We start from the raw sequence: 26,194 nt of genomic DNA on the forward strand, positions 1-26,194 counted from the left end.
GACCGGAAGCCCGGTCACGCCGCAATGATTACAGCAGGTCGCCGATCATTTTTTCCAGTTTTTCCTGGTCGATCGCAAACTTACGGATACCTTCCGCCAGTTTGTCTACCGCCATCGGATCCTGGTTGTGCTGCCACAGGAACTGGGATTCAGTGATGCGTTCCGGGCGTGCTTTCACTTCGCCGCTGAACGTCAGTTTGCGCTCGATAGCGCCTTCGCTTTCTGCCAGCTCTTTCAGCAGAGCCGGTGCGATGGTCAGGCGATCGCAACCAGCCAGCTCAAGGATTTCGCCGACGTTACGGAAGCTTGCACCCATCACCACGGTTTCATAACCGTGCTGCTTGTAGTATTCGTAGATTTCGCTGACGGACACCACGCCCGGATCTTCAGCCGGCGCGTACTCTTTCTTATCCGTGTTTGCTTTGTACCAGTCGAGGATACGGCCAACGAACGGAGAGATCAGGAATACACCTGCTTCCGCACAAGCGCGAGCCTGAGCGAAGGAGAACAGCAGCGTCAGGTTACAGTTGATGCCTTCTTTTTCCAGCTGCTCGGCGGCACAGATGCCCTGCCAGGTAGAAGCCAGTTTAATCAAAATGCGGTCGTTACCAATGCCGGCGTCGTTGTACAGCTTGATGATGCGTTTCGCTTTGGCGATAGAAGCCTGCGTGTCGTAGGAGAGACGCGCATCAACTTCAGTCGAAATACGGCCTGGAATCAGCTTAAGAATTTCGAGACCAATGTTCACCGCCAGCTTATCGGAAGCATCGATAATCTGCTGCGCGCGATCGCTGCTCTGGCTACGAGCCCATACGACAGCGTCATCAATCAGCTTACGGTACTCAGGAATCTGAGCCGCGCCGAGAATCAAAGAAGGGTTAGTTGTGGCATCCTGAGGCTGATACAGCTTCATTGCCGCAATATCTCCGGTATCAGCTACGACAGTGGTGTACTGACGCAGAGAGGTCAATTTATCCGTCATGATAGTGTTTCTCTTAAACAGCAGTTAAGGGGATGTAACCGGTCTGCCAAGATGATAACACGCTGCATCTTCAGCGCAACAGCGGACCATGCAAGAGCGCAGAGTGTGATAAACTGGATAAATTAATTCTCTGAATGCTAAGGGATTGTCACTAAAATGGTAACGCTTACATTAGCGGGCCTGCATGGACAAGAGGATAATTGATGCCTGACTTTTTCTCTTTTATCAACGAAATACTCTGGGGCTCGGTACTGATTTATCTGTTACTGGGCGCCGGCATTTGGTTTACCTGGCAAACGAAGTACGTGCAGTTTCGCTATGTTCGCCAGTTTGGGAAAAGTCTAAAAAAGAGCCTCCTGCCGCAGCCAGATGGACTGACCGCTTTTCAGGCCCTGTGTACCAGCCTCGCCGCCCGCGTCGGCAGCGGTAACCTGGTCGGGGTGGCGTTGGCTATCTCAGCGGGCGGGCCCGGTGCCATCTTCTGGATGTGGGTTTCCGCCCTGCTCGGCATGGCCAGCAGCTTTGCCGAATGCTCCCTCGCCCAGCTCTATAAAGAGCGCGATGCGCAGGGGCAATTCCGCGGAGGTCCGGCCTGGTACATGTCCCGGGGCCTGGGAATGCGCTGGATGGGGGTGATGTTCTCTATCCTGCTGCTGCTGGCCTATGCCGTTATTTTTAATACCGTGCAGGCCAACTCGGTCGCCCATGCCATGTCCTATGCCTTCGGGCTGCCTTCCCTGCTGACCGGCGGGGCGCTTGCCGTCCTGACGCTGCTGGTGATTATGCGCGGTTTACGGGGCGTGGCGCGGCTGATGCAGTGGATTGTGCCGCTGATGGCCCTGCTGTGGGTTGCCGCCAGCCTGCTCATTGGCCTGTGGCATATCACGGCGCTGCCGGCGATTTTCGACACCATTTTCCGCTGCGCATTCGGCTGGCAGGAAGCCGCCGCCGGCGCAGTGGGCTACACCATCAGCCAGGCGCTCACCAGCGGTTTTCAACGTGGTATGTTCTCGAACGAAGCCGGGATGGGCTCGACCCCTAACGCCGCGGCAACCGCCGCCTCATGGCCTCCGCATCCGGCGGCGCAGGGGATCGTGCAGATGATCGGCGTCTTCATCGATACGATTGTCATCTGTACCGCCAGCGCGGTGATTATCATGCTGGCCCCGCCGTCAGAGGTGGAAAATAGCACCCACGGTATCCAGGCAATACAGCACGCCATGACCGGCATTGTCGGCAGCGGCGGCGCGGGTTTTGTCGCCATCATCGTCCTGTTTTTCGCCTTCAGTTCGATCGTGGCGAACTATATTTACGCCGAAAACAATCTTATCTTTCTGCGCCTTAACCGCCCATGCCATATCTGGGCGCTGCGCATAGTCACCATACTGATGGTGCTCATCGGCACGCTGGTCGGTTTACCGGTCGTCTGGCAGCTGGCGGATACCATCATGGCGCTGATGGCCATCACCAACCTGACCGCCATTTTACTGCTATCACCCACGGTGCGGATCCTCGCCGGCGACTATCTCCGACAGCGACGACTGGGCGTGCAGCCGACCTTTGACGCCACGCGATACCCGGAAATCAATCAGCAGCTGGCGCCCGGCACCTGGAATGACCTGCCGCATGAATAATGCGGCAATCGCAGCTATCGATCCCTCCGTGACCTTTTTTTGTTAAAGTCACGGATAAAACACCTGCAAGGACTGGATATGCTGATTCTTATTTCACCGGCAAAAACGCTCGATTACCAAAGCCCGCTGGCGACATCGCGCTACACGCAGCCTGAACTGTTGGAATATTCCCAGCAGCTGATCGGCATCGCGCGCCAGCTCTCTGCACCGCAGATCGGCAAGCTGATGAGTATCAGCGATAAGCTGGCGGACCTGAACGCCACCCGTTTTCACGACTGGCACCCGGACTTTACGCCGAAAAACGCCCGCCAGGCGATTCTGGCCTTTAAAGGTGACGTCTACACCGGGCTGCAGGCGGAAACCCTCAGCGAAGCCGATTTTGATTTCGCCCAGCAGCATTTGCGCATGCTTTCCGGCCTGTATGGCGTGCTGCGCCCGCTGGATCTGATGCAGCCCTACCGCCTGGAAATGGGGATAAAACTGGAGAACGCCAAAGGCAAAGATCTCTACCAGTTCTGGGGGGACGTAATTACCAATACGCTGAACCAGGCGCTGCAAGCCCAGGGCGATGACATCGTGATTAACCTGGCCTCTGACGAATACTTCAGGTCGGTCAAAACAAAACAGCTGCAGGGCACGTTGATTAAGCCGGTGTTCCTCGATGAGAAAAATGGCCAGTTTAAAGTGATCAGCTTCTACGCCAAGAAGGCCCGCGGTTTAATGAGCCGCTATATCATTGAAAACCGTCTGAGCCATCCGGAGCAGCTTACCCGCTTCGACAGCGAAGGTTACTATTATGATGCCGACGCTTCCGGTGCCGGTGAAATGGTCTTTAAGCGCCACGAGCGTTAATCCCCTCCCCGGCCACCAAATGGCAGACCGGGGAGAGCGCATTAGTGATGATGCCAGTCGCGATCCGGGCCGCGCCCGCGATCGTGGTCATCATGGCGATCGCGGTCGTGGCGACGATCGTCATGCGGCCGCCAGTGGTTATCACGCCAGTCGTAATGACGGCCCCACCATTCGTGGTCGCGCCAGTGGCCGCCATCCCAGTAATTTCCGTGATTGTCGCGATCGCCGATTTGCAGTTTAATGGCCGGCACCAGCGTAATTTCCGATGCGTGAACCACAGCAGGAGCCACCAGCGACATCGAAAGCGCAAGGATCACAGACTTCAGTGTAGACATAGGTTTCTCCTTTCTTAACAGTCCCCTCGATGGGGCGATAACAAAAGATTAACCTCGCGCAACACCGCACGTTATTCTCCGCAATCCTAATCTTTGCGCGCCGGCATTTAATGGTCATTCATCCATTTTTTCTGCCACTTATCTGCATAATTCCTCCTTTTTCGCCCATAAAAAAACCGGGCGCAGAGGCCCGGTTTGCAAACATCGCACAACGATAATCGCCGTTATGCTTTGCCCATCATCAGCTGACGCAGTGCGGCGAAATCGGCCGGCAGATTATGCGACAGCAGCGGCAGGTCGGCACGATCGGCCAACGCTTTCGGCAGCGGCAGCGTCTCCTGCAGGATCTCTTCCACGCTCTCTTTAAACTTAGCCGGATGCGCGGTGCCAAGGAACAGACCGTATTCACCCGGTTGCAGCTGGTCACGCAGTGCACGCCAGGCAATCGCCGCATGCGGTTCCGAGGTGTAGCCAATGGCTTGCAGCTCGCGCATGGCCGATTTCGTGGTTTCATCATCCACCGCCGCGTAACCCAGTTCATTGAGACGCCAGACTTTACGGCGGAACAGCTCTTCCACGCGCGGCCAGTTGTTAGGCTGGCTGACGTCCATGGCGTTGGACAGCGTCGCCTGGGTTGCTTTTGGCGCCCACTGACCGTCCTGCAGGAAGCGTGGCACGGTATCATTGGCGTTGGTCGCCGCGATAAAGCGTTTGATCGGCAGACCCAATGACTTCGCCAGCAGGCCGGCAGTCAGGTCGCCAAAGTTACCGCTCGGCACCGAAATCACCAGCTGGTTGCGCGCTTCCTGCGGCAGCTGGGCCACCGCTTCGAAGTAGTAGCAAATTTGCGCCAGCAGACGGCTGATGTTAATGGAGTTCGCCGAATTTAAGCCGAGAGCCAGCTTCAGCTCTTCGTCGTCAAAGGCCTGTTTCACCAGCGCCTGGCAGGCATCGAAATCGCCATCGATGGCCACGGTTTCGATATTACCGCCCAGGGTGCAGAACAGTTTTTCCTGCAGCGGGCTGATCTTGCCGCGCGGATAGAGAATCACGACCTTCACATTCGGCAGACCGTAAAACGCGTGCGCAACCGCAGCACCGGTATCACCTGAAGTTGCCGTCAGAATGGTAACCGGTTTGTCGCCGGCGATTTGGGTCAGCATCTGCGCCATAAAGCGGCCGCCGAAATCCTTAAACGCCAGGGTCGGGCCGTGGAACAGCTCCAGACAGCCGATATCATCCTGCACCTTGCTCACCGGCGCCGGGAAGGTGAATGCCGCCGCGATACGCGCTTTCAGCACATCCAGCGGGATCTCATCGCCAATAAACGCCGAGAGAATTTTGGCGCTGCGGGAGACCAAATCCATCTCCAGCATGTCGTCGATGTCAGTCAGGCTAAATTCCGGCAGATCGTGCGGGAAGAACAGCCCCTGTTGCTTGCCAAGCCCCTGCGTGATGGCCTGCGCAAAGCTGACCTGTTCGTTATGATCTTTTAAGTTATAGAGTTTCATTGGTTTCCCACTACGCGTGCGCCCGCCGTGTCCAGCCGGCAAATATGAACGAAGCCTTCCTGATTCTGCAGATAATGTGTCGCCAGCCAGTCGGCAACGCGTTGCGCGGTTTCTGGCTTATCGCACAGCGCAAACAGCGTTGGGCCTGAACCAGAGATGCCGCACGCCTGCGCGCCGATCTCCATCGCCGCCTGTCGCGCTTCGCTGAAGCCCGGCAGCAGTTTGGTACGATACGGTTCGGCAATCACATCTTTCATTAATTTCGCTGCCAGCTGCGGCTGGCGGGTATAGCAGGCATGAATAAAGCCCGCCAGGTGACGACCGTGGGCGATACAGTCCTGGCGACGATACTGCGCCGGGAGTATCGCACGCGCTTCCGCCGTCGAGACTTTGATCCCCGGATAGGCCAGCACCCACAACCATTCGTCAAAACCGGGAACCTGCTGGCTGATGATGCCATTCTCTTCAATCATCAGTTGCATACCGCCGAGGTAGCACGGTGCGACGTTGTCATAGTGGATACTGCCGGAAATACGCCCTTCCATCTCGCCCATCAGCGCCAGCATGCGCGTCTCATTCAGCGGCTTACCGCAGAATTCATTCATCGCCACCAGCGCGGCAACGACGGAGCAGGCGCTGGAGCCGAGGCCAGAGCCGATCGGCATGTTTTTTTCCAGCACCATCGAAACCGGGACGTTTTTACCGATTTCCTGGCAGAAGCGCTCCCAGCACTGGTAAACAATGTTCTCCTGCGGAGCGGTAGGCAGTTTGCTGGCAAAGCGGCCAACGTTTTGCAGACTAAAATGTTCTGCCGCCTCAACCGAGACGTTATCCCCCAGCAGCGTACCATCGACTGGCGTCACCGCCGCGCCCAGCACATCAAACCCGACGCTCATATTGGCACTGGAAGCCGGGGCATATACTTTGACCATCTTAAACTCCTAACTTCCATGACAGGGTGCGCAGCAGATCGGCAAACACACCGGCCGCCGTAACATCGTTACCCGCACCATAACCGCGCAGCACCAGCGGCAGCGGCTGATAATAGTGGCTGTAAAAGGCCAGGGCGTTCTCACCATTTTTCACTTTAAACAACGGGTCGTTCCCGTCAACTGCGGCAATTTTCACTCGACAGGTACCATCCTCTTCGATGTTACCGACGTAACGCAACACTTTACCTTCATCACGCGCTTTGGCGACGCGAGAGGCAAATTCGTCATCGAGCGAAGGCAGGCGCGCCATAAAGCTCTCGACGTCGCCGCTGGCATCAAATTGCGCGGGCAGCACCGGCTCGATAACGATATCCGACAGCTCCAGCTCACGACCGGTTTCACGGGCCAGGATCAGCAGCTTGCGGGCAACGTCGACGCCAGAGAGATCGTCACGCGGATCGGGTTCGGTATAACCCATCTCACGCGCCAGCCCCGTCGCTTCAGAGAGATTCATCCCCTCATCGAGCTTACCGAAGATAAACGACAGCGAACCGGAAAGAATGCCGGAAAAGTGCAGAAGTTCATCGCCGGCGTTCAGCAGGTTCTGCAGGTTTTCAATGACCGGCAGACCCGCACCCACGTTTGTATCGTAGAGGAATTTACGGCGTGAGCTGCTGGCAGCATGACGCAACTGGTGATAGTAATCCAGCGAGGACGTGTTGGCCTTTTTGTTCGGCGTGACGACGTGGAAACCTTCACGCAGGAAGTCGGCGTATTGATCGGCAACCGCCTGGCTGGAGGTACAATCGACAATCACCGGGTTCAGCAGGTGATACTCTTTAACCAGACGAATCAGACGGCCCAGATTCAGCGACTCTTTCGCTTCAGCAAGCTCCGCACGCCAGTTTTCGAGGTTCAGGCCATGCACATTGGTCAGCAAGGCCTGTGAATTGGCCACGCCGCAAACGCGCAGGTCGATGTGTTTGTTCTTCAGCCAGCCCTGCTGGCGCTTGATTTGCTCAATCAGCGCCCCGCCGACGCCGCCGACGCCGATAACAAAGACCTCAATCACCTGATCGGTGTTAAACAGCATCTGGTGGGTCACGCGCACCCCGGTGGTGGCATCGTCATTGCTGACCACCACGGAAATAGAGCGCTCAGACGAGCCCTGGGCAATGGCCACGATATTGATATTTGCGCGAGCCAGCGCCGCGAAGAACTTCGCGGAGATCCCGCGCAGCGTGCGCATACCGTCACCCACAACGGAGATGATCGCCAGACGATCCATGATCGACAGCGGCTCCAGCTGCCCCTCTTTCAGCTCCAGATAGAACTCATCTTCCATCACTCGCTTGGCGCGGGCGCAGTCGCTCTGCGGTACGCAGAAGCTGATGCTGTATTCCGAAGAGGACTGGGTAATCAGAACCACGGAGATCCCGGCGCGGGACATCGTTGCGAAGACGCGGGCGGCCATGCCGACCATGCCTTTCATCCCCGGACCGGAGACGTTGAACATCGCCATATTGTTGAGGTTGGAGATGCCTTTCACCGGCAGACCGTCTTCATCGAGGCTGGCACCAATCAACGTGCCCGGCGCCTGCGGATTGCCGGTGTTTTTGATAAGGCACGGGATCTGGAACTGAGCGATAGGAGCAATGGTGCGCGGGTGCAGCACTTTCGCGCCGAAGTAAGACAGCTCCATCGCTTCCTGGTAGGACATCGACTTCAGCAGACGGGCGTCGGGAACCTGACGCGGATCGCAGGTATAGACCCCATCAACATCGGTCCAGATTTCGCAGCAGTCAGCGCGCAGGCAGGCAGCCAGCACGGCGGCAGAGTAGTCAGAGCCATTACGCCCCAGCACCACCAGTTCGCCTTTCTCATTGCCGGCGGTAAACCCGGCCATCAGCACCATGTGGTCAGCGGGGATCTGGCTGGCGGTAATGCGACGGGTAGATTCCGCGATATCGACGGTAGACTCGAGGTAATGACCGACAGCCAGCAGTTTTTCGACAGGGTTGATCACGGTAACTTTGTGGCCACGCGCTTCCAGCAGGCCCGCCATCACGGCGATCGATAACTTCTCACCGCGGCAAATCAGCGCGGCATTGACGCTATCCGGGCACTGCCCGAGCAAGCTGATCCCGTGCAGAACATGTTTAATCTGAGCAAATTCCTGGGCAACAAACGCTTTCAGCTGTGCCAGCGGAAACCCCGGTTGCGCGTCCGCGAGGCCCTGCAGCAGTTCGGCAAAAATGCGTTCAGCGTCAGCGATATTGGTGAGCGCATCCTGACCGCCGATGGTTTTTTCAATCATCGCGACCAGATGGTTGGTAATCTTCGCCGGGGCAGACAGGACGGTCGCTACCTGCCCCTGCCTGGCATTGCTCTCCAGAATATCGGCAACTCGCAGAAAACGTTCTGCATTTGCCACTGATGTACCGCCGAACTTCAACACGCGCATGGTTGTTACCCCTAGATTTTTTGTCGAAAAAAAAGCCCGCACTGTTCAGGTGCGGGCTTTTTTCTTTGTTTCCTTTACGCGTCAGCCCGCACCGTTACCTGTGGTAATGGTGATGGTGATAATGGTTGTCATCATGCTGATGCGTTTCATGGATGTTGTGTGCTCTGTCATTGTTATCTGTCTGTGTCCTGCCTATATTGGTTAAAGTATCTGCCGGTCTAAGTCAACGAATTTCTACATTTCACCCTTTCAGACACATCCGGGCAATGCGCCACAACGACCGGATAAAACATCCTGATCCGCCAACTTTCACCGTTACGAATCGGCATGTATCACCATAATCAAAACTTATAACAGAGCTTTATTCTGGGAGGTTTTTTTCAATATCGTGCAGTAATCGGTGCAACATTGCCGTGTCTCGCTGCTGCAAAAGCCCGATCCGCTGCTGCAACCAGTCGGTCAGTTTGACGTCCTCAGCAACGCCCAGCCGGGTCAATAATTCGAGCGTCCGCAGACGTAATGCCTGGAGCTGGTTATCATCGACGCTGGCAGAAACAGGCGGCGCCTGCTGCAGCAAAGTGGTCAGTTGATAGCAGTAGACCATCACCGATTGCCCTAAGTTAAGCGAAGGATAGTCCGCCACCATTGACACCCCGGTCAGCACATCCGCCAGCGCCAGTTCGTCGTTGGTCAGCCCGGAATCCTCCCGGCCGAATACCAGCGCCGCGTGGTTCATCCACTGCGCCTTTTCCTCCATCAACGGCAGCAGCTGCTGCGGTGTGGCGTAGTAATGGAATCGCGCCCGGCTACGTGCCGTCGTCGCCACGGTAAAGTCGACATCATGCAATGCCTGTTCAAGCGTCGGATAGACCTTGATGTTATCGAGAATATCGCCGGAACCATGCGCCACCCAACGTGCCGCAGGTTGCAGATGGGCTTCGCTGTCGACAATACGCATGTCGCTAAAGCCCATCGTTTTCATCGCGCGTGCCGCCGCGCCGACATTTTCTGCCCTGGCCGGGGCCACCAATATGATAGATATGCGCATTGTGGTCTCTTCTACTCTCATACGTCGCGTAAATGAAAATCATCCCATTTTACGCGTCGAAAATTTACAAAATTGCAACAAAAATCACTAAAATTGCCGTTGATTACCGTTAAAAAAGCCTAAACTATTTCCATCAAACCACGACCCGAGGTATGTTAACAGAACGCATTTATCCATATGTTTGCCAATGATATTTCGCGTTATGCCTTCGGACGAGCATTAGATTCGACAAATTTATTAATTTACCAGCGTAACCATTTGAGTCGTGTAAAATTTGTGACTATAAATAGCATTTCAACACGATGATTTCACAACACTGTTAACGTGCTACAATTGAATTTGATATATGTCAACGAAGCGTAGTTTTATTGGGTGTTCAGCCTCTCTTAGCCTGTTATATTGCTGTTAAAATGGTTAGGATAACAGCCGTTTTTGACACCGTCGGGTCCAGAGGGAAAGTACCCACGACCAAGCTAATGATGTTGTTGACGTTGATGGAAAGTGCATCAAGAACGCAATTACGTACTTTAGTCATGTTACGCCGGACATGTTAATTTGCGACATGTACCAGGCAGGTCAGGGACTTTGGTACTTCCTGTTTCGATTTAGTTGGCAATTTAGGTAGCAAACATGCAGACCCCGCACATTCTTATCGTTGAAGACGAGTTGGTAACACGCAACACGTTAAAAAGTATTTTCGAAGCAGAAGGTTACGATGTGTTCGAAGCCACCGATGGCGCGGAAATGCATCAGATCCTGTCTGAAAATGATATCAACCTGGTGATCATGGACATTAACCTGCCAGGTAAAAATGGTCTCCTGCTGGCGCGTGAACTGCGTGAACAGGCTGACGTCGCACTGATGTTCCTTACCGGTCGCGACAACGAAGTTGATAAGATTCTCGGCCTCGAAATCGGCGCAGATGACTATATCACTAAACCGTTTAACCCTCGTGAACTGACGATTCGCGCACGCAACCTTCTCTCCCGCACCATGAACCTGGGCACCGTGAGCGAAGAACGTCGCAGCGTAGAAAGCTACAAGTTCAACGGATGGGAACTGGATATCAACAGCCGTTCACTGGTCAGCCCGCAGGGCGAGCAGTACAAGCTGCCGCGCAGTGAGTTCCGCGCGATGCTGCATTTCTGCGAAAACCCAGGAAAAATTCAGTCTCGTGCTGAGCTGCTGAAGAAAATGACCGGTCGTGAACTTAAGCCGCATGACCGTACCGTCGACGTGACCATCCGTCGTATTCGTAAGCATTTTGAATCTATTCCGGATACGCCGGAAATCATCGCCACCATTCACGGCGAAGGTTACCGTTTCTGTGGCGATCTGCAGGAATAAGACGGTCTTTTAGAAACACGGCGCTTCGGCGTCGTTTTCTATATTATTGAAATGATAACCCTGGTTATCAATATGGTACTGCTCTCTTTTTTCACCGTTTTCCCGCCTGAATCCTAAAATCCCGCTTACTCGATCCATCCTGCATGTTTTACTTCCTGGACCCGTTTTTCCGTTGACCTGCGTCGCATATCCACCCCTCTTCCCCCTGACTGGCATACCTATTGCTCTTTGAAAAGCTTCCTGAAAGCCGGAGAAAAGCGATATGCAATTAAGCAATGAAACACCCATCAATCACGTTTCGTTCTTTTCTAAAAAGCGAATAATAGCCAAACCCGGGTTTAACCGATGGCTGGTTCCTCCCGCGGCCCTGGCTATTCACCTGTGCATCGGTATGGCCTATGGTTTTTCAGTATTCTGGCTACCGATGTCTAATTTGATCGGAAAGACCTGTGCTCCGGAGTCCTCAGTCTGGCAGCAGCTCTTCACGACAACCTGCGACTGGCGAATTTCCCTGCTTGGCTGGACCTACACGCTGTTCTTTATCTTCCTGGGATGCTCTGCCGCACTTTGGGGACAGTGGCTGGAAAAAGTCGGCCCTCGCAAGGTCGGCATGGTAGCCACATTTTCGTGGTGCGGAGGATTGCTACTGGCCGCGCTTGCCATCAATCAGCACCAGCTTTGGCTTTTATGGCTAGGTGCCGGGGCTATCGGCGGAATTGGGCTAGGGCTGGGTTACATTTCCCCCGTCTCTACGCTGTTACGCTGGTTTCCCGATAAGCGAGGGATGGCTGCAGGAATGGCCATCATGGGATTTGGTGGTGGCGCAATGATTGGCGCCCCGTTTGCCAATAAACTGATGGCCTTTTATGCCGAGGGAGCTGAAAAGGGAGTCTGGCAAACGCTGTTAACGCTGGCGGCCATTTATTTCATCTTCATGCTTGCAGGTACGCTCAGCTACCGGCTACCGCCCATGGGCTGGAAACCGAGGGGCTGGCAGCCTTCCCCGACGCAATCCGACCTTAATGTGCACTATTCCGTTCACGTCAGCGTCGCCTGTAAAACGCGCCAGTTCTGGCTGCTTTGGCTGGTGCTGTGCCTTAATGTCACCGCCGGAATTGGGATTCTGGGCATGGCATCCCCCATGTTGCAGGAGGTTTTTGCCGGAAAATTGCTGGGTAACGACCTGAGCTGGCAGCAGCTGGACGCCCCCGCGCTCACCAGAGTCGCCGCCGTAGCCGCGGGTTTTACCGGTCTGCTGAGCTTGTTTAATATCGGAGGGCGCTTCTTCTGGGCCTCGATTTCAGACTATCTGGGAAGGAAAAAGACGTTCACGCTGTTCTTTGTGCTTGGCGCTATCTTGTATCTATTGACCATATTTGCGGCAAGTTCGAATAGCTTATGGCTGTTTGTGCTGACCTTCTGCATCATTATTTCGATGTACGGCGGCGGCTTTGCCACCATCCCGGCCTACCTCGCCGACCAGTTCGGCACACAAATGGTTGGGGCTATTCATGGTCGCCTGCTGACGGCCTGGTCCGCCGCCGGAATATTTGGCCCGGTCCTCGTCAACTACTTACGCGAATACCAGCTTGCCCAGGGCGTTGCTCCCGCCAGGATTTATGACGTTACGCTTTACAGCCTGGCCGCGCTGTTATGCGTTGGCTTTATTTGCAATATCCTGGTGACCCGGGTGCCCGAAAAGTACGCGATGAGCGATGAGGAGCTAAAACAGGCCGCCTCAACCTACAAGGTGGATCCCAACACTCCCCTTGAATGGCAGGCGAACCGTTCAAGCTATCCCTGGGCTGTGCTCGCCTGGCTAGTCGTCATGCTTCCGCTGCTGTGGGGAATTGCCATCACCCTGCAGCAGAGCATCCATCTTTTCACGTAACAGGAAGAGCTACTGTTGCGCGCGTTAACAGTACTGCTTCTGTCTTTGGCCATCGGCCTGGTGACTCAGCGGACGACCCGGTGGTTTCTGGCATACTTCGCCGAAAGCCGAGAAGACCCGCTGATTGACCTTATACTGACGCTAACCATCGCCGGCGGTTCGCTGGCGGCAGCGCTGTATATCACGCGCCACTGGCGTCAATGAGCCTCCACGCCCCACGGCATGATCGGCACGGCGCTGATGGCATTTTTCGGCGAACCGTCGACCACTTTATCCGAATAGCTCATGTAGACCAGCGCATGACGTTTGCTGTCGTAAAAACGGACCACCTGCAGTTTTTTAAACACCAGAGAAGTACGTTTCTGGAATACCACACTCCCTTCGGATTTGCCGTTTTTGATTTTGTCGTTCAGTTCAATTGGGCCAACCTGCTGGCAAGAAATTGCCGCATCAGAGGTATCTTCCGCCAGTCCGAGACCGCCCTTAATCCCGCCGGTCTTCGCCCGGCTGATATAGCACGTCACGTTCTGAACATCGGGATCGTCAAATGCTTCTACGACGATCTTATGATCAGGACCAAAAAATTTGAATACGGTATCCACGGAGCCAATTTGTTCCGCATGAACAACCTGAGACCCCGCCAGTAACAGCAGCCCCGCAACTAACTTCTTGTATTTCATATTGTTACCATTGTATTAAAATTTCACTAAATAACGATCGTCGACTTAGCAGAAAATATTTAAAGATCACAGCGTTACAAATAAAAGTATAAGTCTCGCCGATAAATCGCATTTATAAGCAAAAAAAACACTGAATGCTAAAAGATCAAAAAATGCTATTATCCGCTACCTTAGTAGCAGGCACCTGAGTTTATGGATGAGGACATTTTATGGATCAAGCAGGGATTATTCGCGATCTCCTTAGCTGGCTGGAAGGTCACCTCGATCAGCCACTTTCACTGGATAATGTGGCAGCCAAGGCGGGTTATTCCAAGTGGCATTTGCAAAGAATGTTTAAGGACGTGACCGGCCATGCCATCGGTGCCTATATCCGCGCTCGTCGTTTATCAAAATCCGCGGTCGCCCTGCGCCTGACTGCTCGCCCTATTCTCGACATCGCGCTACAGTATCGCTTTGATTCACAACAAACATTCACCCGTGCGTTTAAAAAGCAGTTTTCTTTAACGCCTGCGCTGTATCGTCGCTCGCCGGACTGGAGCTCTTACGGGATGCGCCCGCCGCTGCGTCTGGGCGAGTTCACCATGCCGAAGCATGAATTCGTCACGCTAAGCAACACGCCGCTGCTGGGCGTAACCCAGAGCTACACCTGCAAGCTGGAGGAGATCTCCGACTTCCGCAGCCAGATGCGCGTGCAGTTCTGGCGGGATTTTCTCGGCAATGCGCCGTCGATTCCGCCGACGCTATACGGCCTGCATGAACCGCGCCCGAGCCTTGAGAAAGACGATGAGCAGGAGGTTTTCTATACCACTGCGCTGACGCCGGAGATGGCCAACGGTCACCTGCAAAACTCCCATCCGGTCATGCTGGAAGGCGGCGAGTATGTGATGTTCACCTACGAAGGTTTAGGCACCGGATTACAGGATTTCATCCTGACGGTTTACGGCACCTGCATGCCAATGCTGAACCTGACCCGTCGCAAAGGTCTGGATATCGAGCGCTTTTTCCCTGAGGATGACAGCCGGGACCAGGAAACGCCGATTCAACTGCGTTGTGAATACCTGATCCCGATTCGTCGTTAACGCTGCAGTTCATCCATGGCGGGGGCGTCAAGATGCGAAATATCCCCCGCCGTCTCCACCACCCAGCCAGGCGCCAACCACAGGCTCTCCTGATAATCCACACGCGAAATAGAGCAGTTACGCAGGCGTAGACGACGCTCTGCATGTGCCGGCAGTCCGAGGATCGTACTCACCAGGCAGCCCAGCGCAATACCGTGGCTGACCAGCAGCGGACGGCTTCCGGCAGGCAGCTCCAGACAGGCGGCCAGTGCCGCGTGCATACGCTCGCTCAGCTCCTGCATAGATTCGCCCTGCGGAATGCGACCATCCGGGGTTCCGTCAACCAGACGACGGCGCCATGCCTCTTCTTCCACGCTCAGTGAATCGATATGGCGCTTCTCAAGCACCCCCATATCCAGTTCACGCAGTCGCGAATCCAGAATGACATCACAACCGCAGGCTTCTGCGATAATTTCAGCCGTCCGGCGCGTACGCCCCAAATCACTGGCGATGATATGCGTGATGTCCAGCGTTCTGGCGCGCTCGCCGACCTGCCAGGCCTGTCGCTCACCGTGGGGGGTTAACGGGCTGTCTGACTGCCCCTGAATGCGCCTTTCGGCGTTCCACTGCGTTTCGCCATGGCGAACAAGGTGTACCTGTAACATGCTATTTTTCCGTTCTCTGCTCTTCACAATTTCGGCTGCAGGTCTCTCGCGCTGCAACGAAAACGATTTGGAGTATACCCGTCATACTTCAAGCGACATAGGTGTTGGCTGCGCCCGCGCCCCCAGTCACTTAGCGGTGTAAGCTGCTGGAAATTTGCGGCCTTACCGCCTTTATGCAACTTGAATTATTTAGGGTATATACTACGACGACGTAAATTTATTCTGAGTCGTTTGATTATGCACCATGTTGTCTCAGCTACCACTAATCCCGCCAAAATTCGCGCAATTCAACAGGCTTTTAACGAGATCTTCGGCGAAGGATCCTGCCACATTGAGTCCGTCTCCGTCGAGAGCGGCGTGCCCGAACAGCCCCTTGGCAATGAGGAAACGCGCGCTGGCGCACGAAACAGGGTCGCCAATGCCCGAACAGCGCAGCCGAATGCTGACTACTGGGTGGCGATTGAAGCCGGGATCGATGATGGCAGCACGTTCAGCTGGGTCGTTATTGAGGATCGTCATCAGCGCGGGGAAGCGCGATCGGCAACGTTGCCCTTACCCGCCGTTATTCTGGAAAAAGTGCGCGCTGGCGAAGCGCTAGGACCGGTGATGTCGCAGCAAACCGGCATTGATGAGATTGGCCGTAAAGAAGGGGCTATCGGCGTCTTTACCGCGGGTAAACTCACCCGCAGCAGCGTCTATCACCAGGCGGTGGTGCTGGCGCTCAGCCCGTTCCATAACCTTATTTACCGCTAGCGTTCAGCAGCGCCTGCTCCAGCCACTGTCGCAGCTCGGGTGGAGCGGATTTTAAGCTGTTAGAACCACGTGTAATGGTGGCAATCCCGGCGCCAAGTTCGCTTTTCAGCTCCCGCTGGCTCATTTCTCCACGCAGCAGCTCTTCAATGATGCGCACGCGAGTGCCCAGCGCTTCACGCTCGTCCGGGGTCAGCATCAACTGCAGTAAAGGCAGATGCAGATCGTCGCTGTAGGCCTGCTGAAGCAGGGCGACGAAGCGCAGCCATTCCTGATGACGCTGTTCGGCCACAGCCGTTGAATAAGGGGATTGTTGGGTCATGTTACGCCGCCTTGTTGGAACAGGCGGCCATGGCCGCCTGTCGGTGTACTCACTAACGAGTACAAAGCATAACATACTCCGCTCAATACTCTATGGATTTCGCGCCATCCACCGGCGGCAGGCCGGGTACATGACGCGAAACCTCAGCGTATCAGTAGCGCTGCTTCCACTCCGCGTCGCTCAGCATCGGGGCCGTTTGCCCCATGAAGTAACGGTAGTAGGCATCGTAGGACAGCACGTTCTTCACGTAGCCACGGGTTTCCGAGAACGGAATGCTCTCGACAAACGCCACCGCATCAATGCGCCCGGCGCTGTTGCCCTGCCAGGTGCGTACTCTTCCCGGACCGGCGTTGTAGGCCGCGGAAGCGTAGATACGGTTATTCCCGAACTGCTTGTAAACATATTGCAGATAGCTGGTACCAATATTGATATTGGTTTCCGGATCCAACAGCTGCGACGGGCTGCTGTAGCCAGGGATGTTGAACATACTGACCGTATGGGTCGCCGTTCCCGGCATGATTTGCATCAGGCCGCTGGCACCAACCGGTGAACGGACTTTCGGATTCCACGCGCTCTCCTGGCGAGCGATCGCCATCGCATAGCTTTGGGGAATATCTTTGCCGCTGACATAACGAGAGAACAGATCGTTGTAGGCCAACGGGAAGCGCTCTTCCAGTTGATCCCACAGCTTCCCGGCGATCGTCGCCTGAACGCTGAGATCCCACCAGTGCTGATTGAACGCGTAGCGCGCCAGCTGCGCCTGCTGATCTTTGGTCCGGCTGGTCACCAGGTTCGCCCACTCGCTACGCGCGGTGTTGTCCATATTCCAGTACATCAGCTCACGTACCCTGGCCATTTCCGGTCCGGATGTCAGTGCGGAGTCGAGATTCGCCGGGGCTTTATCGATGCGGAAGGTGAAATCCTCTCCCAGACGCTGGGCGGCAATCATCGGGTAGAAACCGCGCTGCTGCATCAATGAATGAAGGATCGCTTTGGCCTCGTCGTCGCGCCCGCGCTCCATCAGCAGATCCGCCTGCCAGTAACGCCACTCATCTTTCTCTTTCGCTTCCATCGGCAAGCGGGCCAGCCAGGTGTTTAATCCATGACGATCCCCGGCCCCCAGCGCCATTCGCACCCGACGCTCCACCAGCGAAGTGGACTGCGAGCGCATAATGGCATCATCGCGCCAGATAGCCTGCTCTTCGGTAACATCGTTGCCCATCAGACGCCAGGCGACGATATCCCGCAGCTCCTGGGTTTGATCGTCATTAAGCTGCTGCGCCTGCACCAACGACGGGATCATCAGGCGGGCGTTTTCAGCATCCTGACGGGCCACGCTGGCAAAGGCCACCGCTGCCATCTGGCGGGTGAAGTCCGTCGCTCCGGTGGTGCGGGCAAAGGTCATCACCGTATTGGGATCGTTTGCCAGCGCAACAACCGCGGAGGAAATGGTCTGGTATTCCGGCGGCATCTGCTGCGCCAGTACCCTCACCAGGGCGGTATTGCCGGCCTTCATGGCCAGACGGATACGTTCGAGGTACGCCAGCGGATCCTGCTTCCCGGAGGAACGCCAGGCGCTAAACAGCGCGTCACAGGCGTTAGGTTGGCTTTTACCGGTCAGCCACAGCGTTTTCGCGCCATCCCAGGCTTCCTGCGTCTGGCCGACGCTCAGCTTCGCGTAGTAGTAATTACACTGCGCTTCGGTGCTGGTTGGTTTATCGGGACTGAATGCCAGCAGGCCGTTCCAGTCGGCGCGGCGTGCCAGTTCATTAACGAAGCGTGATTTCAGCGAGCGAGCCGGCGGCAGCGTCGGGTTCGCCTCAATAAAGTTTTTCACCACCAGCGTCGGCTGGTTCATCAAATCGTCCGTTATCTGCCGGTATTGCAGATAAGGGTATAGCGGATAGCTCGCCAGCGTAGGCATCAGCTGTTCGACAACGGACATCTGCCGGCTGTCCCACGCCTGTTTAATTTGAGCATAGCGGTTGCGCTGTTCATCCAGTGAATCCGCATGCACCAGTTGACTGAACGTCAGCAGACTGATGCTGGCCGCCAGAAGACGCCATGCCATTGTTTTGGCTTTTTCCACAAGCTCTTCCCCTATTTAAGTACATCTGTTTACATCAGAGCAGCATCGTGCCGCGTGTAAAATATCCCAGTGTCGCATATAGATATGCTAACCAGACAACGCCAAACGTGCCACGTCCTGGACATTTTTTTACGCTTCTGTGAATCCTATCGCCTCTCTGGGATTACCGTGCGAAAAAGGCTACACTTCGCCTTTGAAAACTATTCACTACTCTACTCAACATCATTCTGACTGCATCAGGGCGGCAACACAGGAATTCCCAGGGAGCATAGCTCACTATGTGACCGGTGTTTCAGATGTCGCCAACACCGAGGCAGCCTGAAGGATAACGAGTATATAAAAGAGGCGAAGTCCAACGTGGCTCAATTCGTTTATACCATGCATCGTGTCGGCAAAGTGGTTCCGCCGAAACGTCATATTTTGAAAAATATCTCTCTGAGCTTCTTCCCTGGCGCGAAGATCGGTGTTCTCGGTCTGAACGGTGCAGGTAAGTCTACCCTGCTACGCATTATGGCCGGCATCGATACCGATATCGAAGGTGAAGCCCGCCCGCAGCCTGGCCTGAAAATTGGCTATCTGCCGCAGGAGCCGCAGCTGAACCCGGAGCAAACCGTTCGTGAGTCCGTGGAAGAAGCGGTCGCCGAAGTGGTTAACGCGCTGAAAGGGCTGGATGAGGTGTACGCGAAGTATGCTGAGCCAGATGCCGATTTCGATAAACTCGCCGCGCAACAGGGCAAGTTTGAAGAGATCATTCAGGCTCACGATGGCCATAACCTGAACGTTCAGCTGGAGCGGGCGGCCGATGCCCTGCGTCTGCCGGACTGGGATGCGAAAATCGCGACCCTGTCAGGTGGTGAACGCCGCCGCGTGGCGCTGTGCCGCCTGCTGCTGGAAAAACCAGACATGCTGCTGCTCGACGAACCGACCAACCACCTGGATGCCGAATCCGTGGCCTGGCTGGAACGCTTCCTGCACGACTTCGAAGGGACCGTAGTGGCGATTACCCACGACCGTTACTTCCTCGACAACGTCGCCGGCTGGATCCTCGAGCTGGACCGCGGCGAAGGCATTCCATGGGAAGGCAACTACTCCTCCTGGCTGGAGCAGAAAGATCAGCGTCTGGCTCAGGAAGCCTCTCAGGAAGCGGCCCGCCGTAAATCCATTGAGAAAGAGCTGGAGTGGGTACGCCAGGGCGCGAAAGGCCGTCAGTCGAAGGGCAAAGCCCGTCTGGCGCGCTTTGAAGAGCTTAACAACGTGGAATACCAGAAGCGTAACGAAACCAACGAACTGTTTATTCCGCCGGGAGCCCGTCTGGGGGATAAAGTCGTTGAAGTCAGCAACCTGCGTAAGTCTTACGGCGACCGCGTGCTGATTGACGATCTGACCTTCTCAGTACCGAAGGGCGCGATTGTCGGGATTATCGGGCCGAACGGCGCCGGTAAATCCACGCTGTTCCGCATGATGTCCGGTCAGGAACAGCCTGATGCCGGTGCTATCACCCTCGGTGAAACCGTGAAGCTGGCGTCCGTCGATCAGTTCCGTGATGCGATGGATAACAGCAAAACCGTGTGGGAAGAAGTCTCCGGCGGTCTGGATATCATGAAGATTGGCAACACCGAGATGCCAAGCCGCGCCTACGTCGGTCGCTTTAACTTTAAGGGCGTCGATCAGGGTAAACGCGTGGGCGAACTCTCCGGTGGTGAGCGCGGTCGTCTGCACCTCGCGAAGCTGCTGCAGGTTGGCGGCAACGTGCTGCTGCTCGATGAACCGACCAACGACCTGGATATCGAAACCCTGCGCGCGTTAGAAAACGCCCTGCTGGAATTCCCGGGCTGTGCCATGGTTATCTCGCACGACCGTTGGTTCCTCGACCGTATCGCGACCCACATTCTGGATTACCAGGATGAAGGTAAAGTCGAGTTCTTCGAAGGTAACTTTACCGAATACGAAGAGTACAAGAAACGCACTCTCGGCGCCGATGCGCTGGAGCCAAAGCGAATCAAGTACAAGCGTATCGCGAAGTAATAAAAACGGGTGGCAAATGCCACCCGTTTTTTTTCACCCCGACAAGCGGCTCACGTCGCCCCGTTCAGGATAGTAGCGTCAGCGCCTTATCCGGGCTACATGGCGAGCGGTTCACCCATTAGCTGCTTCACCAGATCGACACAGCACAGGAAGCGCGCATCGTAGTCCGACTCCTTCACATGCACGAAGTCGATCTCATTCTCTTTAAGCAACGATATCAACAGCGTCTGGAACTCTTTGCGATCCACCGAGCTCCCCAGACTGCGCAGGCCATCGGCCACCCACGGGGTGTTGTTCTCCAGCAGAATCACCAGGTCGAAGCGGTACTCGTCGATCAGCGCCTGAACAAAAGGATGCTCGCGCCCTTCATACTTCAGACAAAACGCCTGAGTACTGACAAAATCCGTATCGATAAACGCTACTTTATTGGCATATTTTACTGCAAAATCAATATACTGCGCATGGCCCAGTGCGATTTTGTCATAGTCAGAATACTGTAGCGCCATCTCATCGCCGCCAAGATGCGAAAACACATAGTCGCGGCCATATTCCCAGGCGCTGGTGGTATTGAAGATGTTGGCGAGCTTGTTCACCAGCGTCGATTTGCCGCTCGATTCGCCGCCGAGGATCGCCACCGTGCGCACAAAGAACGGCTTCACTTCCGTCGGGATATATTCCCAATAGCGGAAGGGGTTTTCACGAATCTGCCCGCCGCTGATGCTCATAAAGGTACGCTTCGGATCGATCAAGACGGTTTCAATTCCCAGATGCTCGAGATACTGCGCCGCATCGCCCTCCTCCGAGGTATAGATCCAGTTGGGCTCAATGCCTTTTTCATCCATAAAGGCGCGGATCCCATGGCTCCAGACGTCCCAGCCGTGCGGATAAGGCTCCATCCCCTCTTCATTGAAGGCGTGGATACGAATGTTTTTTTGATATTTAAAGGTCTGCAGCAGCCAGCGCAAACGATCAGGCACGGTCGGCTGCTGCGACATCGCACTCTTTTCAAACAGCTCGCGGTCACGGGGATCGTCGTAGCCCATGATGATATGCAGTTCATCCACCTGGCTACAGGCGCGCTGGATAAGATAGATATGCCCGGTGTGCAGCGGATAAAATTTGCCAAACACCACGCCTACGCTCTTTTGCCGGCGCGGGAATTCAAGCCCCAGAAAACGGTGCAGCGCTTCCAGCTTCTGCGCGCTGGGGCTTTTGATCTTGGCATTCAGCAATTGGCTCAAATAGCCTTTGGTCATTCCGCTGGCTTCCGCAACCTGCTGCAGTGTACAGCCCTTCTGCTTTATGGCGGTTTTGAGATAGTCGAACGATGACACAAGAGCCTCCTGCTTTAGCAAAAATAAAGAAAATACCCGGGGCGACGGGTATTTAATTATAAGTCGTCAAACACACTTAGTGCGTCTGAAAGCTTTTTCACACCAAAGATTTGCATCCCTTCTGGTGCTTTTTTCGGCACGTTGGCTGCCGGAACAATCGCGCGGCGAAAACCGTGTTTTGCCGCTTCGGAAATCCGCTCCTGGCCGCTCGGCACCGGACGGATCTCACCTGATAACCCCACTTCACCGAAGACCACCAGATCCTGCGGCAACGGGCGATCGCGCAGGCTGGAGACCATCGCCAGCAGCAAGGCCAGGTCGGCGCTGGTTTCTGCCACTTTCACCCCGCCGACGACGTTAACAAACACGTCCTGGTCGGCCATCTGCAGGCCGCCGTGGCGATGCAGTACCGCCAGCAAAATCGCGAGACGGTTCTGCTCCAGCCCCACTGCCACGCGGCGCGGGTTTGACATCATCGAGTGATCGACCAGCGCCTGGATCTCCACCAGCAGCGGACGGGTGCCTTCCCAGACCACCATCACCGAGCTGCCGGAAGTGACTTCATCGCCCCGGCTAAGGAAAATCGCCGACGGGTTGCTGATTTCACGCAGCCCCTGTTCGGTCATCGCGAAGACGCCTAGCTCATTCACCGCGCCAAAACGGTTTTTATGGCTGCGTAAGGTACGAAAGCGTGAGTCGGCGTCGCCATCCAGCAGCACCGAACAGTCGATACAGTGCTCCAGCACCTTCGGCCCGGCCAGCGAGCCGTCTTTGGTCACATGGCCAACCATGATAATCGCCACGTCGCGGGTTTTGGCGAACCGGGTCAGATAGGCGGCGGTTTCACGCACCTGAGCGACGCTGCCCGGCGACGACTGTACGTCAGCCATATGCATCACCTGGATCGAGTCGATCACCATCAGCTGCGGCTTTTCGTCATCGGCTATCTGGCAGATTTGCTCGATGCTGGTTTCCGAGAGCATGTTGAGATTGGCCGTCGGCAGCCCCAGACGATGCGCGCGCATCGCCACCTGCTGCAGCGACTCTTCCCCGGTGACATACAGCGTTTTCATATTTTCAGACAGCCGGCACAGCGTCTGCAGCAGCAGCGTTGATTTACCGGCGCCGGGGCTGCCGCCAATCAGAATCGCGCTGCCTGGCACCACGCCGCCGCCCAGCACGCGGTCGAACTCTTTAAAGCCGGTGGAGAAACGCGGGAGCGCCTCGAGGCTGATCTCCGACAGTTTTTGCACTTTCGACACGCCGGCATTCCCGGCGTAGCCCGTCAGACGCTCGTTTCTCGCCACCTGCGGCGAAGCGGCAATGCGCATCTCGGTGATGGTATTCCAGGCCTGGCAGGCGCTGCACTGTCCCTGCCAGCGCGGGTAATCCGCACCACATTCATTACAGACAAATGCGCGTTTTGGAGCTTTCGCCACGTGTTACCTCTTACTTTTGATTCATGCTGCCCGAGAGGATACAGAAGACCCCCATCAGATCGGCGTGACGAATGGTCACTTCCGACTGTTCGTTCACTTTTGGCTTGGCATGATAGGCGATCCCCAGCCCCGCCGCCTTGATCATCGGCAGATCGTTGGCGCCATCGCCAATTGCCACGGTTTGCGTAGGCTGGATTTCATATTTTTCCGCCAGCTTCTTCAGGGTCGCGGCTTTGTATTTCGCATCGACGATATCGCCGATGACGTTGCCGGTCAGCTTGCCGTCCATGATCTCCAGTTCGTTGGCGACCACGGTATCAAGATGCAGCTTATCGCGCAGGTATTCGGCAAAGAAGGTGAAGCCGCCGGAGGCAATCGCCACCTTCCAGCCCAACGTTTCGAGCTTCAGCACCAGTTGGGTCAGGCCCGGCATCAGCGGCAGCGACTCACGGACCTGCAGCAGAATACCGGCATCGGCATCTTTCAGCGTCGCTACGCGCTGGCGCAGGCTGGCGGTGAAGTCCAGCTCGCCGCGCATCGCGCGCTCGGTCACTTCCGACACCAGTTCGCCGGTGCCGGCCAGCTTAGCGATTTCGTCGATACACTCGATCTGAATCGCCGTTGAGTCCATGTCCATCACCAGCAGCCCCGGAGTGCGCAGATGAGGGATTTTGCCTAACGGCGCGACATCCAGCCCCGCATCGTGAGCCAGCCGGGTTGCCCGCTGCGTCAGGGAGCCCGCCAGACGAATCACCTGATAGTCGTCGACCGCCCAGGAAGCCACAATCACCAACGCCGCCCCCAGTTCACGCTGCCAGTCCGTCAGACGGCGTTTATCCAGGCCGCGTCCGTACAGCAGCCAGCCGCTACGTCCGGCGTGATAATCCAGCGGCATGACCTCATCACCGCTCAGCGAAAGCGGTAATCCAGGCCACAGGGAAACATCTTCGGGCAGATCGCACCAGGTCAAACTGTTTGGCATTACGGCTCCACATTTCTTTATTCAAGCCAGGAAAATAACGCATGAGGCTACCTTGTAACCAGCGCTTCTGGCAACATTAAGCTGTAAATATTAAAGGTGGAATATGGTACGCGCAAAACTGAAATTCCGACTGCATCGCGCGGTCATTGTTCTTATCTGTCTCGCGCTGCTCGTTGCTCTGATGCAGGGCGCGTCGTGGTTCAGCCAGAACAGCCAAAAGCAACGTAATCCACAGTTAGAAGAACTGGCTCGCACCCTTGCGCAGCAGGTTACTCTGAATCTGGCCCCGATGATGCGTAGCGAAACGCCTGATGAAAAGCGCATCGGCCAGCTGCTGGAGCAGCTCACTCGCCAGAGCCGGATCCTCGATGCCGGGGTCTATGACGATCAGGGCGATCTGGTTGCCCGCTCGGGCGAAGGGGTTAATGTCCGCGACCGGCTGGCGCTGGATGGCAAAAAAGCGGGCGGCTACTTCAATCAGCAAATCGTGGAGCCAATTGAAGGTAAAAACGGCCCGCTCGGCTACCTGCGCCTGACACTGGACACCCATACCTTAGCGACCGAGGCAAAACAGGTGGATAATACCACCAACATTTTACGCCTGATGCTCCTGCTATCGCTGGCTATCGGCGTGGTGCTGACTCGTACCCTGCTGCAGGGTAAACGCACCCGCTGGCAACAATCCCCCTTCCTGCTGACCGCGAATAAACCGGTGCAGGACGAAGACAAAGATGAATCAGAATAAGGAAATCGCTGATGTCGACGCTCCGCTTGCTGCTCTCAGACTCCACCGATCCGTGGTTTAACCTCGCGGTCGAGGAGTGCATCTTCCGCCAGATGCCCGCCACTCAACGGGTGCTGTTCCTGTGGCGCAACGCCGACACGGTGGTGATTGGGCGGGCGCAAAACCCGTGGAAAGAGTGCAACACCCGTCGTATGGAAGAGGATAACGTGCGCCTGGCCCGTCGCAGCAGCGGCGGCGGCGCGGTATTCCACGACCTGGGCAATACCTGCTTTACCTTTATGGCCGGTAAACCGGAGTACGACAAAACCGTCTCCACCCGGATTGTGCTGGCCGCGCTTAACGCGTTGGGCGTTACAGCAGAAGCGTCCGGGCGCAACGACCTGGTGGTGAAAACGGCCGAAGGCGATCGCAAAGTTTCTGGCTCCGCCTACCGCGAAACCAGTGACCGCGGCTTTCACCACGGCACGCTACTGTTGAATGCCGATTTGAGCCGTCTGGCAAATTACCTCAATCCGGACAAGAAAAAGCTTCAGGCGAAAGGCATTACCTCGGTTCGCGGCCGGGTGGCAAACCTGGTCGAACTGCTGCCGGGCGTCACCCACCAGCAGGTGTGTACCGCAATTGAAGAGGCCTTTTTCGATCACTACGGCGAACGCGTCGCCGCCGAAGTCATTTCACCGGATAAGACCCCGGATCTGCCGAATTTTGCCGATACCTTCGCGTGCCAGAGCAGCTGGGCATGGAATTTTGGCCAGGCACCGGCCTTTTCACACCTGCTGGATGAGCGCTTTAGCTGGGGCGGCGTCGAGCTGCATTTTGACGTCGAGAAGGGGCATATCACCCGAGCTCAGGTCTTTACCGATAGCCTGAATCCGGCACCGCTGGAGGCGCTGGCTGAGCGATTACAAGGCTGCGCGTATCGGGCTGAGGTATTGCAACAAACCTGCGAGACGTTGCGGGACACCTTCCCGGAGCAGGAAAAAGAGTTGAGTGAGCTGGCCACATGGATCGCGGGGGCGGTGCGGTAGTACTGGCAGGTGACGTTCCCGCGACCGCGCCAGGCGCGCCGCGGGAAACAGCGTCCCTCTCCCACGGAGAGGGACGAGATA

At 55.9% G+C, this 26,194-nt stretch carries 25 protein-coding genes and 1 other annotated feature; of the genes, 10 read left to right on the forward strand and 15 right to left on the reverse strand.

The genetic code is table 11. The features are described from left to right. Window positions 1-28 precede the first annotated feature (28 nt). Window positions 29-982, reverse strand: coding sequence for a transaldolase (tal, locus tag EDF82_RS21805; RefSeq protein WP_123757579.1), 954 nt, complete (start codon window positions 980-982; stop codon window positions 29-31). A 203-nt stretch (window positions 983-1,185) separates the two neighbouring features. On the opposite strand from tal, the gene EDF82_RS21810 reads away from it, so the two are divergent. Beyond that, window positions 1,186-2,616, forward strand: coding sequence for a sodium:alanine symporter family protein (locus EDF82_RS21810; protein ID WP_123757580.1), 1,431 nt, complete (start codon window positions 1,186-1,188; stop codon window positions 2,614-2,616). Window positions 2,617-2,694: 78 nt separating this feature from the next. Then, window positions 2,695-3,468 carry a peroxide stress protein YaaA gene (gene yaaA / locus EDF82_RS21815; protein ID WP_123757581.1) on the forward strand — a complete coding sequence of 258 codons (774 nt, stop codon included), beginning with the start codon at window positions 2,695-2,697 and terminating at the stop codon, window positions 3,466-3,468. A 41-nt stretch (window positions 3,469-3,509) separates the two neighbouring features. On the opposite strand, the gene EDF82_RS21820 is transcribed toward yaaA, so the two are convergent. From EDF82_RS21820 to yjjY, 7 genes are all read right to left on the reverse strand, one after another. Further along, entirely contained in the window at window positions 3,510-3,803 is a 294-nt protein-coding gene (locus tag EDF82_RS21820; RefSeq protein ID WP_123757582.1) for a DUF2502 domain-containing protein, read from the reverse strand. Between the two features lie 224 nt (window positions 3,804-4,027). After that, window positions 4,028-5,314 carry a threonine synthase gene (gene thrC, locus EDF82_RS21825; protein ID WP_123757583.1) on the reverse strand — a complete coding sequence of 429 codons (1,287 nt, stop codon included), beginning with the start codon at window positions 5,312-5,314 and terminating at the stop codon, window positions 4,028-4,030. After that, complete coding sequence (gene thrB / locus EDF82_RS21830; protein ID WP_123757584.1) at window positions 5,311-6,246, reverse strand: homoserine kinase; 936 nt, start codon at window positions 6,244-6,246, stop codon at window positions 5,311-5,313. The genes thrC and thrB overlap by 4 nt, the downstream gene beginning before the upstream one ends. Before the next feature lies 1 nt (window position 6,247). Then, the gene (gene thrA / locus EDF82_RS21835) at window positions 6,248-8,710 is read right to left on the reverse strand and encodes a bifunctional aspartate kinase/homoserine dehydrogenase I (RefSeq protein ID WP_123757585.1); all 2,463 of its coding nucleotides are present in this window, start codon (window positions 8,708-8,710) and stop codon (window positions 6,248-6,250) included. Between the two features lie 25 nt (window positions 8,711-8,735). Then, window positions 8,736-8,853, reverse strand: a sequence feature (Thr leader region). Continuing rightward, entirely contained in the window at window positions 8,792-8,860 is a 69-nt protein-coding gene (thrL, locus tag EDF82_RS21840) for a thr operon leader peptide (RefSeq protein ID WP_071824685.1), read from the reverse strand. It overlaps the preceding feature by 62 nt. A gap of 211 nt (window positions 8,861-9,071) precedes the next feature. After that, a complete protein-coding gene (locus EDF82_RS21845; protein ID WP_123757586.1) occupies window positions 9,072-9,758 on the reverse strand; it encodes a tRNA/rRNA methyltransferase in 687 nt (228 codons plus the stop codon). A gap of 394 nt (window positions 9,759-10,152) precedes the next feature. After that, window positions 10,153-10,293, reverse strand: a complete 141-nt coding sequence (gene yjjY / locus EDF82_RS21850) for a protein YjjY (protein ID WP_049268126.1) — start codon at window positions 10,291-10,293, stop codon at window positions 10,153-10,155. 95 nt (window positions 10,294-10,388) lie between these two features. Between yjjY and arcA the strand changes: the two genes are divergently transcribed. From arcA to EDF82_RS21865, 3 genes are all read left to right on the forward strand, one after another. Then, window positions 10,389-11,105, forward strand: a complete 717-nt coding sequence (arcA, locus tag EDF82_RS21855; RefSeq protein WP_123757587.1) for a two-component system response regulator ArcA — start codon at window positions 10,389-10,391, stop codon at window positions 11,103-11,105. A gap of 262 nt (window positions 11,106-11,367) precedes the next feature. Then, entirely contained in the window at window positions 11,368-12,996 is a 1,629-nt protein-coding gene (locus tag EDF82_RS21860) for an OFA family MFS transporter (protein WP_123757588.1), read from the forward strand. Window positions 12,997-13,011: 15 nt separating this feature from the next. Further along, window positions 13,012-13,200, forward strand: a complete 189-nt coding sequence (locus EDF82_RS21865) for a hypothetical protein (protein ID WP_123757589.1) — start codon at window positions 13,012-13,014, stop codon at window positions 13,198-13,200. On the opposite strand, the gene creA is transcribed toward EDF82_RS21865, so the two are convergent. Next, the gene (gene creA / locus EDF82_RS21870) at window positions 13,194-13,676 is read right to left on the reverse strand and encodes a protein CreA (protein ID WP_123757590.1); all 483 of its coding nucleotides are present in this window, start codon (window positions 13,674-13,676) and stop codon (window positions 13,194-13,196) included. The genes EDF82_RS21865 and creA overlap by 7 nt on opposite strands. Window positions 13,677-13,885: 209 nt before the next feature. Here creA and robA point away from each other — a divergent pair, with 209 nt between their 5' ends. Next, window positions 13,886-14,755, forward strand: a complete 870-nt coding sequence (robA, locus tag EDF82_RS21875) for an MDR efflux pump AcrAB transcriptional activator RobA (RefSeq protein ID WP_123757591.1) — start codon at window positions 13,886-13,888, stop codon at window positions 14,753-14,755. On the opposite strand, the gene gpmB is transcribed toward robA, so the two are convergent. Beyond that, a complete protein-coding gene (gpmB, locus tag EDF82_RS21880) occupies window positions 14,752-15,399 on the reverse strand; it encodes a 2,3-diphosphoglycerate-dependent phosphoglycerate mutase GpmB (RefSeq protein ID WP_123757592.1) in 648 nt (215 codons plus the stop codon). The two genes, robA and gpmB, sit on opposite strands and share 4 nt — an antisense overlap. A 237-nt stretch (window positions 15,400-15,636) precedes the next feature. Here gpmB and yjjX point away from each other — a divergent pair, with 237 nt between their 5' ends. Continuing rightward, window positions 15,637-16,152, forward strand: a complete 516-nt coding sequence (yjjX, locus tag EDF82_RS21885; RefSeq protein ID WP_123757593.1) for an inosine/xanthosine triphosphatase — start codon at window positions 15,637-15,639, stop codon at window positions 16,150-16,152. Here yjjX and trpR read toward each other — a convergent pair. Next, on the reverse strand, window positions 16,139-16,471 hold the full coding sequence (gene trpR / locus EDF82_RS21890; protein ID WP_123757594.1) for a trp operon repressor: 333 nt from the start codon (window positions 16,469-16,471) through the stop codon (window positions 16,139-16,141). The genes yjjX and trpR overlap by 14 nt on opposite strands. A 151-nt stretch (window positions 16,472-16,622) precedes the next feature. Continuing rightward, window positions 16,623-18,560, reverse strand: a complete 1,938-nt coding sequence (gene sltY, locus EDF82_RS21895; protein ID WP_123757595.1) for a murein transglycosylase — start codon at window positions 18,558-18,560, stop codon at window positions 16,623-16,625. A gap of 357 nt (window positions 18,561-18,917) precedes the next feature. Between sltY and ettA the strand changes: the two genes are divergently transcribed. Continuing rightward, the gene (gene ettA, locus EDF82_RS21900; RefSeq protein ID WP_123757596.1) at window positions 18,918-20,585 is read left to right on the forward strand and encodes an energy-dependent translational throttle protein EttA; all 1,668 of its coding nucleotides are present in this window, start codon (window positions 18,918-18,920) and stop codon (window positions 20,583-20,585) included. Between the two features lie 95 nt (window positions 20,586-20,680). Here ettA and nadR read toward each other — a convergent pair whose 3' ends face one another. Genes nadR through serB form a run of 3 tightly spaced genes read right to left on the reverse strand, consistent with a single transcriptional unit; the run spans window position 20,681 to window position 24,340 of the window. After that, the gene (gene nadR, locus EDF82_RS21905; RefSeq protein ID WP_123757597.1) at window positions 20,681-21,919 is read right to left on the reverse strand and encodes a multifunctional transcriptional regulator/nicotinamide-nucleotide adenylyltransferase/ribosylnicotinamide kinase NadR; all 1,239 of its coding nucleotides are present in this window, start codon (window positions 21,917-21,919) and stop codon (window positions 20,681-20,683) included. Between the two features lie 56 nt (window positions 21,920-21,975). Further along, window positions 21,976-23,358: a DNA repair protein RadA gene (gene radA / locus EDF82_RS21910; RefSeq protein WP_123757598.1), complete on the reverse strand. Its 1,383-nt coding sequence runs from the start codon at window positions 23,356-23,358 to the stop codon at window positions 21,976-21,978. 10 nt (window positions 23,359-23,368) lie between these two features. Then, on the reverse strand, window positions 23,369-24,340 hold the full coding sequence (serB, locus tag EDF82_RS21915; protein WP_123757599.1) for a phosphoserine phosphatase: 972 nt from the start codon (window positions 24,338-24,340) through the stop codon (window positions 23,369-23,371). Between the two features lie 103 nt (window positions 24,341-24,443). Between serB and EDF82_RS21925 the strand changes: the two genes are divergently transcribed. Together EDF82_RS21925 and lplA are read left to right on the forward strand one after the other, a co-directional pair. Continuing rightward, window positions 24,444-25,085, forward strand: coding sequence for a YtjB family periplasmic protein (locus tag EDF82_RS21925; RefSeq protein WP_123757600.1), 642 nt, complete (start codon window positions 24,444-24,446; stop codon window positions 25,083-25,085). Between the two features lie 11 nt (window positions 25,086-25,096). Next, window positions 25,097-26,113: a lipoate--protein ligase LplA gene (lplA, locus tag EDF82_RS21930; protein WP_123757601.1), complete on the forward strand. Its 1,017-nt coding sequence runs from the start codon at window positions 25,097-25,099 to the stop codon at window positions 26,111-26,113. The last annotated feature ends 81 nt before the right edge of the window (window positions 26,114-26,194 follow it).

It is taken from the genome of Klebsiella sp. BIGb0399, from assembly GCF_003752615.1.
Taxonomy (GTDB): Bacteria; Pseudomonadota; Gammaproteobacteria; order Enterobacterales; family Enterobacteriaceae; genus Klebsiella; species Klebsiella lignicola.